We start from the raw sequence: 17,059 nt of genomic DNA on the forward strand, positions 1-17,059 counted from the left end.
AGGCAAGCCTAAGCAGATACGTTGTGATAATGGGCCTGAATACGTAAGCCATAAGCTCGCAAGATGGGCTAAAAATCACGATATTGAGCTTGTATTCATTCAGCCAGGTTGTCCGCAGCAAAATGCCTATATTGAGCGCTATAATCGTACTGTTCGGTATGACTGGCTTAATCAATACTTATTTGAGAGTATTGAACAAGTCCAGGAACAGGCCACCAAGTGGCTTTGGTCTTATAACAATGAACGTCCTAACTCGGCTATTGGAGGTATACCACCCAAAAGAAAATTGGCTCTAGCAGCCTAGGTTTCTACTTTTAGTGTCAGTTAAAAATGGGGGGATTACCTAATGAATACAGCATGAACGAGTCTGGATAAACATAATGGTAATACTTATTGAGTATAATACAAATAATTGAACTTCATTTACTATACTTATTCAAGAATAATAAATTCTAAATAAAAGGAGTTTACCATGAATTTAATTACTCTGATTGTGTTGGTAGTTATTCTGTTAGCCGTATTACCGACATGGCCTTATAGTTCAGGCTGGGGCTATTATCCTAGTGGGGCAGTAGGATTAGTGTTAATTATCCTGCTTATTTTATTATTAACACGAGGCGCACCTTAACTAATTAAAAAGGAGTTTATTATGTCTCATCGTAGCGTAGTTAAAGCCAGTGAAGTGACTGGTGTCAAGGTGAAAAATGCTTTGAATGAACACTTGGGTGAAATTAATGATTTTGTTATTGATAAAGCTTTTGGAAAAGTGAATTATTTAGTTCTTGATTTTGGCGGTTTTCTAAGTTTTGGAAATAAATTTTTCGCTATTCCCTGGCATTTATTTACTTATGATAAAAACAACGATTGTTTTATTCTCAATGTCGATAAGGAGCGTTTAAAAAATGCGCCTGGTTTTGACAAAAACAACTGGCCAAATTTTGCTGACGCTGAGTTTTCAGCATCCATTGACAAATATTACGAATAGACAACTGGATTAATAAAAAAGTGAGTTTACCATTGTAAACTCACTTTTCTTTTATTAGTTACCTACTGTACATGTAATTTTAGTGCAATCACGGCAGTTTTGTGCAGCAGCAGAAAAAGCATTTGCAGCAGAAGTAGCCATTTTAGCCATTTGATCATCGGCTGCTTTATCAGTATCTGTAGTGGCACTACTGGCATTGGTAGTACACGTCCACTTTGCGCTCAGATCAGTAGCTGGTGCAGTAGTTGTATTAGCTGTAGCGAAACTGACTGAAGCAGCAAAAATCAAACCCGTACCCAACATCGTTGAAAGTAGTTTTTTCATGATATTTTCCTTTTTTTGATTAAAATAATTCCTTTTGTGCATTTTAATTTTAGATTAATTTTTATATAAGGCAATAATTTAATGACGGATAATTTTTATTATTATTAATAGTTAAAAAAAACAATAAGTTAAGTAAAAATCAAACTAGTAAAAAATTAATTACTCAAATAATTTTCGTAAAGAGTAACCAATGTGCCATCATTTTCGATTTCTTTTAATACTTGATTAATTGACTGGATCAGTGCCGTATTTTTAGGTGTCGCCATAATGGCATAACCGCCGTCAATCAAAACAGGCTTGCCTAAGGAAACCAACAGCCCTGCGCTTTGCCGTTTCCAATACCCCATTGACTCCCGTGACAGAAAAACTGCGGCAATCTCACCTTGATTCAAGCTTGATACCAGATAAACAGGATCCGTATATAAAACGATCTGAAATTGCAAACCATAATGATTGGCTAAAAAATCTTCGTAATTAGATCCCATAACAGTCCCTATTTTCTTGCCTTTCAAATCATTAATCGATTGAAATCCATTGCTCTTCAACACGAGAAATTCTCCCTCGCTAATCAAATAAGGAAGACTGAATATATAATCTACCTTTCGTGCCTCAGAAATAGTAATTCCACCAATTGCCACATCAATGTCCCCTTCCTGCAAAGCACCAAATAATTTTTCAGCAGCCATAGGATAAAATTCGCAGGTTTCATTCAGTCGCTTACAGATAGTTCCCATTAATTGAATATCAAAACCTGACTTTTGATCTAACACAAAGGGAGGTCTAAAAGGAGGATTGCCGATTTTAATATCCGCATAAGCAATGGTATTAGAGAATAAATAAATAAAAACCAGGATGAGCCATTGCATATTTTCTCCTGATATCAGTTCTGAACGGAATAAAAATTGTATTTATAAAAATAATTTAGGTTAAAATATCAAAAAATACAATGAAATTTATTAGTCTTGGCCCATCAAATGTTTGGTTTGAAGAAAACATAGCGTTATACTGCCCAATTCAACTTTTTAAGCTTATTTATGCTCAGCTATCAACATGGGTATCACGCCGGTAATTTTGCTGATGTTATTAAACATCTGACTCTCTCACGTTTGCTAAATTACATGCTTCGTAAAGACAAACCGATTTTTTATTTAGAAACTCATGCAGGATGTGGTCTTTATGATTTACATCATAGGCAAGCCGCAAAAACAGGTGAATATCGGCAAGGCATCGAGCTTTTATGGGAGAACCAAACCAGGCTGTCCCCTCTTTTTTCTCCTTATCTCCAAGTTGTCAGTAAAATTAATCCCTCGCAAAATTTACGCTTTTACCCCGGCTCTCCTTCGATAGCTATTCATTGGTTACGAATGCAAGACAGATTATATTGTTGCGAATTACATCCTCGCGAATTTGAACGCTTACAAATGTTGTCTCGACAGGGTAAACGCGTTTTCTACAGTCATAGTGACGGTATAGAAAATCTTAATGCCTTACTGCCTCCTAATGAACGCCGAGCCTTGATTTTTATTGACCCTTCGTATGAGATTAAGACAGAATACAAACAGGTACCCGAGGCGATTAAATCAGCTTATCAGCGGTTTTCCATCGGTACTTATTGTCTCTGGTATCCTCTGGTTGATAATCATTTACATCAACAATTACTGCGGAAAATGGAACAAATTACCTCCCGAAACGCTTTGCGAGTTGAATTTTATTTAACCAATACTGATCAAACAGGGATGAGGGGGTGTGGTTTGTGGATCATCAATCCCCCTTATTTACTTGCAGAGGAAATGAAACTTGTTTTACAACAATTATGTACTCTCTTTAACCCTGGAAAATCTTCATTCCTTATTAAAAACGTATCCATTAAGTCTGGTAAATGAGACGGGGCTCAGTTTGATTGCGCGCCTTACTCATAGACTACACTTAAAAACAAGGTAGAAAAAGGAGTTCAAATATGAAAATTCTGCCCGTTTCAGCTTTTTATGACAATTATATCTGGTTAATTATCAATGAGCACGAACAGAGCGCTCTCTGCATTGATCCGGGTGATGCAAAACCTGTTTTAAATTTTCTGGCTCAGGAAAATATAAGCTTAAAAGCTATTTTACTCACTCACCATCATCATGATCATATAGGCGGTGTTGAGAAAATTCTAACAGCTTATCCAGAAACAGCGGTTTATGGCCCTGATGATTCCCGTATTCCTCAATTGACTCATATCATAGATGATGAAGATATTGTGTCTTTAAACTCCTGCCAGTTTCAGGTATTGAGTACACCGGGACATACCGCAACCCATATTAGTCTATATGAACCTCATTATGGTTGGTTATTTTGCGGAGATACTTTATTTTCCGCAGGTTGTGGCAGAGTATTCGATGGAACTTTTGAAGAGCTTCATCATTCTTTACAGAAGTTAAAAGCATTACCCGATGACACACAAGTGTATTGTGCCCATGAATATACACAAAAAAACCTGCAATTTGCAGCCATAGTAGAACCTCATAATTTAGCTATTCGCACTTACGCCCATCAATTACTTGCTAAAGAAAAACAATGTTCCCTTCCTTCTACGATAGCTCTTGAAAAGCAGATCAATCCTTTTTTGCGAACAGATACAGCAGAGGTACAAGCCTATGCAACAATGAAAGGAAATAAACGCAATGATTCAATCTCCGTATTTAGAACAATAAGAACAGAAAAAGATACTTTCTAATCATTAAATAAGAAATTTTATGAGGGATTAATTAGATTAAATAAAAAACCAATGGATCTAAAAAAGATCAAAAAGGTTTATTGCTTGATTATTTTTTAGTACACTGGCCAACCGTTAATTAAAAACAGGCTTTCCCATTGAAGTTTAGCCCCATCAATTTTTTTAGTTTTTTATTTTTTCTTACAGGTTTTTACCTGTTCTCGAACATCGCACATACTCGCACGACTCCCAATGTTTGGGATGTCTTGCGTAGTCAGTTCACATTAAATCACGAGGTCACTCAACCAGAAGTACAATCTCAATTACGCTGGCTGGTTAGCCACCCCAGTTATTTACAAAATCTTGCGCAATCAGAGCCTTATATTTATCACATCATTACTGAAATACGTAAACGAAGATTACCAGGCGAGCTTGCTCTCCTGCCCATGATTGAAAGCGCTTACGATCCGTTTGCTTATTCGGGAGTAGGTGCAGCAGGACTCTGGCAACTTATGCCAGGAACAGGGAACGATTTAGGATTAAAAAGAGATTGGTGGTTCGATGGCAGACGAAGCATTCGTCCATCGACCGATGCAGCCCTTAATTATTTGACTTATTTGAATAAATTTTTTAACGGTAATTGGATACTGGCCATTGCTGCTTATGATTCAGGGGAAGGTACTGTTGCCCGCGTTATAAAAAACAGCGGCCAATCTTCCCGAAATATCCGCTTTTGGACTCTGCCGCTTCCTAACGAAACCAGAGCCTATGTTCCTCGCTTACTTGCCCTTGCGGAAATTATTAAATATCCTCAACGCTATAGAGTTACTTTACCTGATATCCCTCACGTCCCTTATTTTGAAGAGGTGAATATCGGCAGTCAAATCGATCTCAACCATGCTGCCAAACTCGCCGGTATTTCTTATAAAGATTTAATCAAACTTAATCCAGGCTATAATCGGTGGGCAACTGCCCCCTACAAACCGTTTAAACTTCTTATCCCGGCAGGTAAAGTGGCCCATTTTAATCGGAATCTGGCGAGTGTTCCCACTGAAAAACGAGTAAGCTGGACACGTCATCAGGTAGGTCCAGGAGATACTTTAAGCTCTATTGCAAAAAGGTACTTTACCACAGTGAAACTACTCCGTGAGCTTAACCGTCTTAACTCAGATAAATTAAAATTTGGACAATACATATTGATTCCAAGTAGTAAAAATACAACCCTTACTTCTACTAACAATGGCTCTACGGTCCTCCATGATAAGCCCGCCACCATTCAAAGTTATAAAGTAATACATATTGTTCAACCGCATGACACCCTTCAACAATTGGAGAAAAAATATAATGTAACGAGTACAGAAATTCTAAATTGGAATAAAACCAATTCAGATACCTTCCTGAAACCAGGAAGGCAATTAATTATCTGGAAACGTGTTATCCAATATGGAGTTTATATTGTGAAGCAAGGGGACAATTTAAGCAGCATTGCCAAGCGTAATAATACCAAAGTCACCCTTTTAACCCAATTGAACCCTGCCATTAATAAAGGCGCATTAAAACCGGGGCAAAAACTGGTAATTGGTTAACTTCACAATGCCAGGAAACTATATATTAAGAAGAATCCTGCCTCTCACGGCTTGTCCGTGGAATCCAGAATGTACGTTAATCCTGAACCCACGGGACAAGTCGTGGAATGTGGTAATGAAATTGGTGTTAAGTTGACGCCATTGCATGAGCGCTTACAAAAAAGAAGACTGTTAAAAAATGAATTTATTTATAATTTCTTGTATGGTTTGCAGTTGAACAGGCTTGTTAATTATTTCATTCATTCCTGCATCTATCGATGACTCCCTCATTTCATTTAAAGGTGTAGTAGTTAGTCCAATAACAGGTACAGGTTTTCTATGAGTTTCCTGTTCCCATTTTCGTATATCTCGAGCCAATTGATTTCCTGAACCTGCGGGTAATTCAATTTCAGTAAAGATCAGATCAAAATCATTTGATTTTATTAATTTCAACGCATGACTGACATCAGCTGCAGAAGCAAAACGGCACCCTGCCTGCATCACAAGCGATTCTATAAATCGCAAAGCGACACTATTTGCTTCAACCAGAAGAATATAGGGCGAGTCTTCGGAAGTAATCGGCCTGAGATGATTTGTTTTTTCTATTTCTTTTGATGAGTCAACAGCATGAAAAACTTTCAAAGGCAGAATAAAAGAAAAAGTAGACCCTTCTCCCAGTTTACTTTCTAACTTAATTTCTCCTCCCAGCAACCCGACGTAATTTTGCGCCACATGCAGGCCAACGCCATAGCCACCTAAAGTACCCTTGCGAGAAGGATTTACTCGGAAAAATCGCTCAAAAACTTTATTTTGCATCTCATCAGGAATACCAATACCCGTATCAATTACACTAAATTGAAGCTGTACATAATCTTTATCATCAACAATCGTTTCTATTTTAATAGTAACTGAACCTTTTTCAGTAAATTTAATAGCATTGCTTAACAAGTTTAATAAAACTCTATGAAGTTTGGTAACATCAGTAATAACTTGTTGAGGAACGGCATCCTCGATCGCTACATGTAATTCAAGAGCTTTCATTTTTGCAGTCGGAAATACCAAATGAGCCAATCCTCGGATACACTGACGCAAATCAACCGCCTCTTTATTCACCTCTGTGGTACTAATATGCTCATCAGAAACAATATCCAGAACACTTTTTAACAATTCCAATAACTGTTTACCACTCTCGTTAATCCAGGAAGCATATTGTTTTTCTTCCTTATTTTTACACCTGCCTTCTAAAAGTTGTGATAATCCCACAATGCCACTTAATGGTGTATGAATATCATGACTCATATTCGCGATAAATTCAGTCTTGGCATGATTGGCAACTTCAGCAGCTTCTTTTGCCCGGCGTAAGGCTGCTTCCATTTTTTTTTGTTCAGTGATATCAAAAGAAACGCTCAACACACCTATAACTTCGTTATTTTTATCACGTATGGGTTTTTTTTCAGAGTGATAAATAGTGAGGCCATTCGGCATAACTACATATTCTTCTTCAACATGAGATACGCCAGTTTCCATAACCTGGTTATTAAGTTGATTTAATTCCTCTGCTTTATCTTTCCATAACATGTCATTATTGGTTTTGCCAATAATATCTTGTCTGGATTTTAGTTGTGCGCTTTTAGCTTGCAAGTCGTTACAACCTAAAAAAACATTATTTTTATCTAACCAATAGACATAACCAGGCATTACTGCAAGAACATTCTCATAGTAAGCTTGCAGCGCGTGCAATTTACTTTCAGATTGTAACTGCTCGTGCTCTAAACGAGCGGTTAACTGCTTAATCTCTTCATTTTTTTCATTAATAATATTCTGAAGTTTTTCCGCCGCCTCAAAACTCATCGCTCACCTTTTTGTCATGCTTGCCAGGATTATGATTCTACCTGGTATGAAAGCAGGTTATTGTCAAACCCTTTATAATATACAGCATATTACCGATTAGCCAATCATACATTAACGCACGCCACATGTGTATTTTTTTCAAACGATTTTACCCTGCCCTCTCCCCATTGACCGGGCTGGCTCTTTTGAAAAGTATTCAAAAAATCAGATTTCCATGAAGATTGATTTCACTGCGGTGTTTAACCTGCTGATTTTTTTATGAATCCTGAAAATATTAACGTGAGCAAGAAGTAATTTTACACCAGCAGTGTAAAATTTTATGATATACTTAAAAGAACGTCAAAATCCTAATCAACGTCATGAAATTACTCTTTGATTTTTTTCCTATTTTTATTTTCTTTTTCAGCTATAAGCTGTTTGGCATCTATAGTGCAACTGCTATTGCCATGATTGCTTCACTTATCCAGGTTCTATTTTACAGGTTTAAACATCAACGCTATGAAAAAATGCATTTGATTAGCCTGGGCTTAATTTTTATTTTAGGAGGAGCCACCCTGTTTTTTCGTAATCCCTGGTTTATAAAATGGAAACCGACTGGTATTTATTGGTTAGCTGCAACGATATTTCTCTGTTCCTCTTTCCTTGGCAGCAAGCCTCTTATCCAAAAAATGATGGATAGTAATATCAGCTTACCGCAAAAAATCTGGTATCGTTTAAACCATGCGTGGGTTTTATTTTTTATTTTGATGGGAAGTATTAATCTCTATATTGCCTACTATTACAGCACTGACATTTGGGTTAATTTCAAGTTGTTTGGCGGCGCAGGTTTCACACTGATTTTTGTTTTTATACAGGCAATTTACCTTACCAGACATTTAATAGAAAAAGATATTAAACAACATCCTTCTTTAAAATAGCTTGAGAACATATGAGGAGCTGGAATGCGATTGCTACTGGTTGAAGATGATGAATTGCTCGGTGATGCCGTTAAAACGGGCCTCACTCAATTTGGTTATGTTGTAGACTGGCTAAAAGACGGCGAGGCAGCACGAGCCGCAGTCAAATCAGAATCTTTTGAATTAATTATTCTGGATTTAGGTTTACCCAAGCTTTCTGGTTTAAGTTTTCTTCAGGCTATTCGTCATGATGGGAATGCTACACCGGTTATTATTTTAACCGCTCGGGAAACAGTAGAAGATCGTATTAAAGGGTTGGATAGTGGCGCGGATGACTACATGACAAAACCTTTTGATTTAAATGAGCTAAGTGCCAGAGTCCGGGCACTGGTCAGACGTTCTCAAGGGCGAGCCGATTCAGTATTGCAATACCGTAATATTACCCTGGATCCTGCCGCACATTCTGTATATGTGGACGATGTCATGGTTAATGTACCCCGGCGTGAATTTTCTTTATTACAGAAACTTCTCGAAAATAGCGGGCAAGTTTTATCTCGTGAACAATTAATGCAAAGTATTTACGGCTGGGATGAAGATGTTGATTCCAATGCCCTTGAAGTACATATTCATAATTTGCGCAAAAAGCTTAACGCCAGTTTTATTCGTACTATTCGTGGTGTGGGCTATATGGCAGAAAAAAACGAGAGCCATTGATTATCGTGAACCATCAATTTCTGCTTCACGATACCCTGACCCCACAATTCCTGTCGAATTATCTATTTTATAGGAAGGGGAGCTACTCATTGTGAAAGCCTCCATTCGTAAATTTCTGTTAATAAATTTATTGTTGGCAATAACAATTACAACTACACTTACTGCAATAGGTAACTATTATCTCGATCAAAAGGATATCCAGGAACATCTGGATACCTTAATGGCTATCTCGGCTTTATCCTATCAGGCATTATTAGGTGAAGATCTTCACCAGCGTCCTCTTATCAAAATTCAAAATGCGTTAGAACTTATTCCACAAAAAATAGACAATTATTATCAACGTCGATTTTTAAATGATTTGCCGCCTAAAACTTATCTCGATAAATTTAATTTTCAAGTTTGGACAAACGGCGGAAAACTTTTATTACATTCACCAACCGCTCCCAAAACGCCCTTAACGGCTGAAATTGATGGTTTTAGTGACAAGGTACTAGGTAAACAAAAATGGCGTGTATTTACTACCTATAACGACAAAGCGGGTGTGCGGACAGTTTTAGCGGAACGTTATGATACACGCAATGAATTAGGTCATCGTATTGCTCAGGATGATCTTTATATCATGCTTCTTACCTTTCCTCTTTCCGGTTTGCTCATTTGGATTATTATCGGCCGAGGACTGGACAGCCTTGATCGGGTGGCTCAAGAAGTAGCCAACCGTGCTCCCACTCATTTAGAACCAGTCAATTTACAGGAAGTACCTGAGGAAATAAAACCCGTCATTGATGAATTAAATAAATTATTTTACAGATTACAGGAAGGTTTTGAACGAGAGAAACGTTTTGCAGCTGATGCTGCTCATGAACTACGTACCCCACTGGCTGCGCTTAAAGCCCAGGCTCAGGTGGCGCTTAATACCAGTGATATGGAAGGAAAAAATCTGGCGCTTCAAAAGTTAATTGCCAGTGTGAATCGCAGCACCCATATTGTCCAACAACTTCTCACTATGAGCAAACTGGTTCCTGAAGCAGCCAATATCAATGACATTGACGAAGTTAATTTGGTCAAAATCACTCGCGAAGTATTAGCCATGCTAGCTCCCAGCGCCGTGGAAAAACAAATTGAACTTGAATTTGAGCATGATGAAGGCCCGCCAGGTTTTGCTGGAAATCCTACCGCTCTAAGTATCCTAATCCGCAATCTCGTTGATAATGCAATTCGTTATTGCAAAGAAAACGGCAAGGTTTCCGTTCGTGTTTATGTCAGGGAGAAGGAATTAATTCTTGAAGTACAGGATAATGGCCCTGGTATTCCTGTGGAATTACAAAATCGGGTATTTGAGCGTTTCTTCCGTGTCCTGGGAAATAAAAGTACAGGTAGCGGTCTGGGTTTAGCGATAGTCCAACAAATTGCTGAACTTCATAGCGGTCGGGTTGAACTGGCATCCCCAATTCAAGGAACAGGATTAATTGTTCGTGTCTACTTCCCTATTGAGTAAGATTCATCCCTGTGACGCAATAATACAGCGAAAAACCCTAGCAACGTTCCAATAATAGAACAGGATCAATCGAACTACCCGTTATCTTAAGCATTTTATACCTTGATTTATGACCTCGTATTAATGTGACTTGTCGAATGGGCACATCAAAAAAACGAGCCATATAATTTAATAGCGCTTCATTGGCACGCCCTTCAATCGGTGATGCGTTTAACTGAATTTTAAGCGCTTCTCCATGAACACCTGCAATTCTCGTACGTTTTGCGCCTGGCTGTACGTACAAATAAATCGTCACCCCTGAGGCTGTATATTTATACCATTCCACTTGATGTCTTAACCCCGGATTAAAAAATTGGCCTTACGTTACGCAAGACAGCGTTTTGCAATTAAAATAATTAGAACTATGATATATTGTCCTAATCCCTGTTTCTCTTCAGGTATGATATGATCCTATCATTTATCAGTTATATTAGCATTATGGTGGTTTGGCCATGCTAGCCTTTTTTGAAGCAAAAAAATCAGGTCTTTTTCAACGTCAACATTGGTTAAACAATATTGTTTCAGGTGTCATTGTTGGTGTCATTGCCCTGCCCCTGGCAATGGCTTTTGCCATCGCTTCCGGCGTTAAACCTGAACAGGGATTATATACGGCGATTATTGCGGGTTTTGTTGTGTCTGTCTTTGGCGGTAGCCGATTACAAATTGCAGGGCCAACAGGAGCTTTTATTGTTGTTTTATCGGGGATTAGCGCTCAATATGGGGTCGAAGGGTTACAAATTGCAACATTAATGGCAGGAGTCATGCTGGTTCTGATGAGCCTGGCCAAATTGGGTTCAAGTATCAAATTTATTCCTGATCCGGTTATTGTGGGATTTACTGCGGGTATTGCCGTTATTATATGGATTGGTCAGTGGAAAGACTTCTTTGGCTTGCCCCATGTAGAGGGAGAACATTTTCATATCAAACTTCTTCATCTCTTACAGGTTTTTCCACAGTTTCATATGACCACTACTTTATTAGCTGTTTTTTCTTTAATACTGGTTATCTATAGCCCTAAAATACCTGGACTCAAGCGTATACCAGGCCCCTTGGTCGCACTGGTCACGGCCACAGTACTCCAAATTTTCTTTCAATTTGAGGGTGTCAAGACGATAGGAACATCTTTCGGTGGCATTCCTCAGCAACTACCTCGGTTTTCTTTGCCTTCCCCAGGCTGGGAACAATGCATTGAACTGCTGGGTCCCGCTTTTACCATTGCCATGCTAGCCGGTATTGAGTCACTGCTTTCGGCAATGGTTGCCGATGGCATGGCAAACACTCGTCATGATTCCAATCAGGAGTTGATGGGTCAGGGCCTCGCTAATATTGCTGCTCCATTGTTTGGCGGATTCGCAGCAACAGGTGCAATTGCCCGAACGGCTACCAATATTCGTAATGGCGGTACCAGTCCTTTAGCAGGTATTGTTCATTCGCTCACTCTCATCATCATTCTCCTTCTTCTGGCTCCCTTAGCTGTCAATATTCCCCTTGCTGCCTTGGCAGCAATTTTATTTGTTGTGGCCTGGAATATGAGCGAGGCAAAACATTTTATTAAGGTGATACAACGTGCCCCAAAAGAAGACGTTAGTATTTTACTTCTTACTTTTACATTAACTCTTTTTACCGATCTTGTCATCGCCGTAAGTGTTGGCGTCATTTTGGCAATGCTCTATTTTTTACGCCGAATGGCCACCAGCGTTGCAATTAAACAAGCTACAGAAGAAGAACTTGTTCAAGAAATAGGGTTAGCCAGCCCTCCTTCCAATGTATTGGTTTTTACTATTGAAGGCCCTTTCTTTTTTGGCGCTGCCGAAACTTTTGAACATACTCTCGCTAATATACATGCAGACCCTGAAGTCCTGATTATCTATCTTAAATGGGTACCGTTTATTGATCTGACGGGCATTCATACCCTGGAAGAAGTCATTCAAAATCTGCAAAAGCGCGGTATCAAAGTTCTATTGGCAGGCGCTAGTGCCTCTGTGCATAAGAAACTGATAAAAGCAGGAGTTATTGGCCTGATTGGAAGCCATGCTAATTTTAAAGAACTCCGTAGCGCCCTTAAAACCTGTCAGAAAATTTTTAAACAACACGATATTAACCTCATAAAGCCCCAGACTGATCCGTTAAAAATCAGCTAAATGACGTTAACTTCTTTGGACCCGACAAAAATACCAATTGCCGACTTTCATCGGTATTCGGTATTTTTGGCCGGCAGAGAGCGTTAACTTTAATCAAGCGAGGGTTATAATCGAATAAAACAGTTAAATATGATATATTACCTTCCCTTCTTAATATTGGAAAAACCATGCATTCATTACCTTCCTGTCCTCAATGTAATTCAAAATATACTTACGAAGACGCTTCTCTGTTGATTTGTCCTGAATGTGCTTACGAGTGGAAAAAAGAAACATTAGAAACAGCAAGCTCTTCTGCACGAGTTATTAAAGATGCAAATGGTCAAATACTTCAGGATGGAGATACCGTCACTGTCATAAAAGATTTAAAGGTTAAAGGATCTTCATTAGTCGTCAAAGTAGGTACAAAAATTAAAAAAATTCGCCTGGTTGAAGGTGATCATGATATCGATTGCAAAATAGAAGGAATTGGTGCGATGAAATTAAAATCACAGTTCGTGAAAAAAGTATAAAGGATATCTACTCAAGGTTCCCGTGAACTGTCGTAAGTGCTCACGGAATAGGTAATTAAGAGGTATATCTCGTGAACACTTACGAGTTTTCCTCCTGGTTTTATTAAAGTTCGCACTTCTATCAAAACCGAAACTCTCACTTTTTCAAGTAGTTGTGTCAGGTTAAGTCAAAATCAATTTAAATCAACGGTCTGGTTGACTTTTCCAGGAGATCACTATCATAAAAAATCTCTTTTATTTTATCATCATCAGATTCATTGACTAAATCAATTGCTGTCTTTCCTTCTTTATTTTTAATGGTTACATCCGATTTATATTTAATAAATAAGGGAATAAGATCATACTTCTCTGGAAGATCTTTCGCTTTAATAAACCCCATTAGAGGTGTGTTGCCACTAGAAAAGAGAGCGTCTACAAAAGCGCCTTTCTCGAGTAACGATTCAATTCGATGAAATTTTCGATTAATCATGAAGTAATGCAGGAGGGGTTTTCCCTTAATAGTGGTTTGATTAATGATTTCCTTATTACATTTACTCATGATTAGTTGATATAACTCATTATCTTCTTCGCCAGCACTTTTAATCAATAAATCTATCAGTATTTTTTTATCATTGGAATCAGTTAAGCAAAAATCATAATTTATAATTAATAATTTTAAACAATCCCTTTCTTGACTTTCATTTTCATTAAAAAAAATCCTATCCTCAAGGCAGTCAAAAATAGTCTTTCCTTCGGAGGTTTTCAATTTTAAATGAGCTCCTTTGTCAATTAATTTCTTCATTGCATCAACATTTGCGCATGCCGTGGCATAATGAATTGCAGTATGTCCCGTGGAGTCTTGCTGGTTCACATCCTTTAAATGGGAAATTATCAATTCCGCACAACGGGAACCTGGTGAAAATGCAGCATTTAGGGGTGTGTAACCTTCAGCATTCATAAAAGGATCGGCACCGCTTTTTAAAAGATATTGAACAATAGTAAGGTTATTTGTTTTTATTGCTTCGGTAAGAGGCAATTGATAAAAACCGGCTCTGTAAAAAGAAATCATTTGATTGATATTAGCTTTATCTTCTGAAAAGAGTTTTTCCACCAGATCGATATCTTCATTTTTAATAGCACTCATTAATAATCTGTTTAGATTTCTGGCATGAGGACTGGTAAGAACAGTTTGCACTACATCAGTTTGTTTCTTACAATACGCTTCTTTCATGAGCTTATCGAAATCGTCTAAATTAATTGACGATGTCTCTAAAAAGAGTGTTATTGCTTCGGAAAAACCACTATCGAAAGCTATTTCAACGGCTCGTCTTTCCAGGTGGTCTTTAGCATTGACATCACAAAAACCATCAGCAAGTAATTTTTGCACGGTCAGTAAGCTTCTTGTCATCACTGCAATATGTAGAGGCGTGAAATTGTTTGCAGAGTTTTTTTGAAATGAAACAGAGTCTTCTTTACTTTTTGGTAGTTCATTTTCATCTAAAACGGCAAAACTATCCAAATCCATCCCTGGTAAATCTTTTTGATAGCAAAATATTCGAAAAATACAACTCGCTTCATCCTCCTCAAACCTGCGTAGCAAAATATACTTGAAATCGATAATACGTTGAATCACTGGTTTAATATTCTCCGTATCCTCTGGCTTAAAAGTAAAATTTGGATCGTAATAAACCAATATTTCTTTTTGGCTTTTATAACCTGAAGTCAGGTGATTTCCTCCACCCAATTCAAAATAAGTATTAACAGGCATTCGCATTAAATAAGAGAACATTTCCAGGAGTTGTGCCTCTGTTCGTTTAGAAAAAGTGAGTTCTTCTATATAAAGAGGGATATAATCATAATTGCCCTGATTATTCCCTTTGATCATGGAGTATTGCCCAACCCGATCTCCCGATTTTAATTGATCGATTTCCTCTAGTAATGAGTGCTGGAACCATATAACATCATTAGTCCATTGCTCAAACAATTCATCTAAATTTTGATAAAATTTGGCCTGAAGCCTCTCTTTAAATGGTTTTTTCAAAGTATCTTCACGCCCATCCCAATTACTCATTAAGGCAAGGGTGTCAAAATAATATTGCTCCATGTCTTTCGCGGAATAAAAAGATTTTAAATAAGAAAATCCGTTACAATGACCAACACTATCAAAATAACTCACATCACGATAATTTAATTTAAGCCAGTAGAACATTTTCCTCCGAACAGCTGTCTGGTATATTGCTGTGGGTTTAACACCATAATTTGAATCTTTTTTGATGATCTCTAAATCGCACTCAGGCACCCATAATCGAATTAGCTCAGCCCTTTTATTTTGAATGGCCAAATCCAATGGCGTAAATCCATAAATATTCTTAATTTTTACTAACTCATTGAATCCCTGTATTGTTAATAACTCTTTTATTATTTTACAATGATTGATAATTGCAAGATGCAGTAAGGTATTGCCATCAACATCCACATGACCAAGTGAAGCTCCTTGCATAACCAACTTGCTGACAGTCTCCTTATCATTATTTATGATGGCAAACGTTAATGCTGTATTTTTTTTATGATTCTCTTGATTAACATCGACCTTTTTCTCCAGCAAAAAATCAATAACATCTTGCTGGCCTTGCTTCGTGGCTTCAATTAAAGCGGTATCAACATATTTTTCCTGACTGTTGAGATTTGCATTATTTTTGTAAAGATACTCTACTATTTTAAGCTGGCCGCTCCCCGCAGCTACTACCAACAGAAAATCTATCGTTTGCTGAAAAAGCTTATTACTATCCATGACGGCTTTAATAAATTCAATATCTCCAATTTCAGCTGCTCGTTTTAATGAAGAATAATAAAGTGATGATTCGCTAAAAAATTGATTATCAACAAGGGAATTACGATAATTATTTGCTGGATTTGGAAAAGATTGATGTAATGCATTTTTAATTTTCTCACTTAACCACTCGATAAGTTTTTTATCTTTTTTACAGCTCGATAAATTAAGATCGATGCAACTAGCTCCTTGTTGAAAAAGAAAATTTGCGGCGTCAAGATGTCCATTCTCCAAAGCCATACTGATTGCGGTTTGTTTTAAATTATTTTTTAAATTGATATTGGCGTTATTTTCCAGGCAAGACTTGATTTTATCAATATCACCTATTGCGGCTGCGTAATGTAAGAGGGTATTGCCTTCTACATCAGTAAAATTGAAATCTGTTCTATGCAGGGAATAAGGAGGAGTAGAGTGTTTTGATTCAAATTCCTGTCTTTGTAAGATTAAGTCATGTAATTGCGTGAACCGCCTTATATCTAGGTTTTCTTCAAAAGATTCTCTAGTCATTTTTATACCAAAAAATAATCAATAATATGAATTATAGATCAATAACATTTTTTGATGTTGTTAAACGTTTCTTTCATATCCAAACAATCCTGCTCTACTTTTTACTTAGTCTGATTGTTGAGCCAATGCTTGGCTACCTTCAATGTTTTGGATACTGTAGTTTGAAATTTATTAAATGAATCTACTGAAATATTTACTTGTTTTGTCCTAATAAAATTTTCAAGATCAAAACAAGTTTTCTGAAGCAATATAGCCCCACAATAAAGGGCGGAATTCTTTATTTTATGCACTAACTTCTGGACTAACAAATAATCATCAGCTTCTCATGCCTGCTGAATATTCTTCATATCAATTTTTGTTTCACTTAATAGCAATTGTAGAAGATCGACGAGCGTTCCTTTAGAACCGAGAGCATCAATAGCCCTATCAATATCAAGGAGAGGTAATTCCCATTGAGACTTTATTTAGTTGGATTATCCGATTAACTTCTATTCAAAATACCGGGTTTTTTTCTCATATCTTTGTC

17 protein-coding genes are annotated in these 17,059 nt (G+C 37.4%); 11 read left to right on the forward strand and 6 right to left on the reverse strand.

What is annotated here, in order from left to right; all coding sequences use genetic code 11:
- The 3 genes from T345_RS0112760 to T345_RS0112770 form a co-directional block, all read left to right on the forward strand.
- Nucleotides 1-304: integrase core domain-containing protein (locus T345_RS0112760; protein ID WP_028389636.1), on the forward strand; the 304-nt coding region annotated here is incomplete at its 5' end.
- 168 nt (nucleotides 305-472) lie between these two features.
- Nucleotides 473-628: a DUF3309 family protein gene (locus T345_RS14920; RefSeq protein ID WP_084273814.1), complete on the forward strand. Its 156-nt coding sequence runs from the start codon at nucleotides 473-475 to the stop codon at nucleotides 626-628.
- 21 nt (nucleotides 629-649) lie between these two features.
- The gene (locus T345_RS0112770) at nucleotides 650-985 is read left to right on the forward strand and encodes a PRC-barrel domain-containing protein (protein ID WP_028389637.1); all 336 of its coding nucleotides are present in this window, start codon (nucleotides 650-652) and stop codon (nucleotides 983-985) included.
- 54 nt (nucleotides 986-1,039) lie between these two features.
- Here T345_RS0112770 and T345_RS0112775 read toward each other — a convergent pair whose 3' ends face one another.
- Both T345_RS0112775 and T345_RS0112780 read right to left on the reverse strand, forming a co-directional pair.
- Nucleotides 1,040-1,309: a hypothetical protein gene (locus T345_RS0112775; RefSeq protein WP_028389638.1), complete on the reverse strand. Its 270-nt coding sequence runs from the start codon at nucleotides 1,307-1,309 to the stop codon at nucleotides 1,040-1,042.
- A 155-nt stretch (nucleotides 1,310-1,464) separates the two neighbouring features.
- On the reverse strand, nucleotides 1,465-2,175 hold the full coding sequence (locus T345_RS0112780) for a transporter substrate-binding domain-containing protein (protein WP_028389639.1): 711 nt from the start codon (nucleotides 2,173-2,175) through the stop codon (nucleotides 1,465-1,467).
- A gap of 168 nt (nucleotides 2,176-2,343) precedes the next feature.
- Here T345_RS0112780 and T345_RS0112785 point away from each other — a divergent pair, with 168 nt between their 5' ends.
- The 3 genes from T345_RS0112785 (at nucleotide 2,344) to T345_RS0112795 (ending at nucleotide 5,593) form a co-directional block, all read left to right on the forward strand.
- Nucleotides 2,344-3,192 (forward strand): 23S rRNA (adenine(2030)-N(6))-methyltransferase RlmJ, encoded by an 849-nt coding sequence (locus tag T345_RS0112785; RefSeq protein ID WP_028389640.1) that lies wholly within the window; start codon nucleotides 2,344-2,346, stop codon nucleotides 3,190-3,192.
- Between the two features lie 74 nt (nucleotides 3,193-3,266).
- Nucleotides 3,267-4,028: a hydroxyacylglutathione hydrolase gene (gene gloB / locus T345_RS0112790; RefSeq protein ID WP_028389641.1), complete on the forward strand. Its 762-nt coding sequence runs from the start codon at nucleotides 3,267-3,269 to the stop codon at nucleotides 4,026-4,028.
- 137 nt (nucleotides 4,029-4,165) lie between these two features.
- Complete coding sequence (locus T345_RS0112795; RefSeq protein WP_028389642.1) at nucleotides 4,166-5,593, forward strand: lytic transglycosylase; 1,428 nt, start codon at nucleotides 4,166-4,168, stop codon at nucleotides 5,591-5,593.
- 171 nt (nucleotides 5,594-5,764) lie between these two features.
- On the opposite strand, the gene T345_RS0112800 is transcribed toward T345_RS0112795, so the two are convergent.
- Complete coding sequence (locus T345_RS0112800; protein WP_028389643.1) at nucleotides 5,765-7,423, reverse strand: ATP-binding protein; 1,659 nt, start codon at nucleotides 7,421-7,423, stop codon at nucleotides 5,765-5,767.
- Nucleotides 7,424-7,782: 359 nt separating this feature from the next.
- Between T345_RS0112800 and T345_RS0112805 the strand changes: the two genes are divergently transcribed.
- The 3 genes from T345_RS0112805 (at nucleotide 7,783) to T345_RS0112820 (ending at nucleotide 10,528) form a co-directional block, all read left to right on the forward strand.
- The gene (locus T345_RS0112805; RefSeq protein ID WP_028389644.1) at nucleotides 7,783-8,340 is read left to right on the forward strand and encodes a septation protein A; all 558 of its coding nucleotides are present in this window, start codon (nucleotides 7,783-7,785) and stop codon (nucleotides 8,338-8,340) included.
- A 24-nt stretch (nucleotides 8,341-8,364) separates the two neighbouring features.
- Nucleotides 8,365-9,033, forward strand: a complete 669-nt coding sequence (locus T345_RS0112810) for a response regulator (RefSeq protein WP_028389645.1) — start codon at nucleotides 8,365-8,367, stop codon at nucleotides 9,031-9,033.
- A 91-nt stretch (nucleotides 9,034-9,124) separates the two neighbouring features.
- Nucleotides 9,125-10,528: an ATP-binding protein gene (locus tag T345_RS0112820; RefSeq protein ID WP_028389646.1), complete on the forward strand. Its 1,404-nt coding sequence runs from the start codon at nucleotides 9,125-9,127 to the stop codon at nucleotides 10,526-10,528.
- A 37-nt stretch (nucleotides 10,529-10,565) separates the two neighbouring features.
- Here T345_RS0112820 and T345_RS0112825 read toward each other — a convergent pair whose 3' ends face one another.
- On the reverse strand, nucleotides 10,566-10,853 hold the full coding sequence (locus T345_RS0112825) for a DUF167 domain-containing protein (protein ID WP_242604621.1): 288 nt from the start codon (nucleotides 10,851-10,853) through the stop codon (nucleotides 10,566-10,568).
- A gap of 166 nt (nucleotides 10,854-11,019) precedes the next feature.
- Between T345_RS0112825 and T345_RS14395 the strand changes: the two genes are divergently transcribed.
- Together T345_RS14395 and T345_RS0112835 are read left to right on the forward strand one after the other, a co-directional pair.
- On the forward strand, nucleotides 11,020-12,708 hold the full coding sequence (locus tag T345_RS14395; RefSeq protein WP_084273815.1) for a SulP family inorganic anion transporter: 1,689 nt from the start codon (nucleotides 11,020-11,022) through the stop codon (nucleotides 12,706-12,708).
- Nucleotides 12,709-12,875: 167 nt separating this feature from the next.
- Nucleotides 12,876-13,217, forward strand: coding sequence for a zinc ribbon domain-containing protein YjdM (locus T345_RS0112835; RefSeq protein ID WP_028389648.1), 342 nt, complete (start codon nucleotides 12,876-12,878; stop codon nucleotides 13,215-13,217).
- Nucleotides 13,218-13,395: 178 nt separating this feature from the next.
- Here the strand turns inward: T345_RS0112835 and T345_RS0112840 are convergent, their stop codons facing one another.
- Both T345_RS0112840 and T345_RS15620 read right to left on the reverse strand, forming a co-directional pair.
- Nucleotides 13,396-16,533: an ankyrin repeat domain-containing protein gene (locus T345_RS0112840; RefSeq protein ID WP_028389649.1), complete on the reverse strand. Its 3,138-nt coding sequence runs from the start codon at nucleotides 16,531-16,533 to the stop codon at nucleotides 13,396-13,398.
- Between the two features lie 101 nt (nucleotides 16,534-16,634).
- On the reverse strand, nucleotides 16,635-16,841 hold the full coding sequence (locus tag T345_RS15620) for an Hpt domain-containing protein (RefSeq protein WP_423202104.1): 207 nt from the start codon (nucleotides 16,839-16,841) through the stop codon (nucleotides 16,635-16,637).
- Nucleotides 16,842-17,059: the final 218 nt, after the last annotated feature.

Source organism: Legionella fairfieldensis ATCC 49588, from assembly GCF_000621525.1.
GTDB classification, from domain to species: Bacteria; Pseudomonadota; Gammaproteobacteria; order Legionellales; family Legionellaceae; genus Tatlockia; species Tatlockia fairfieldensis.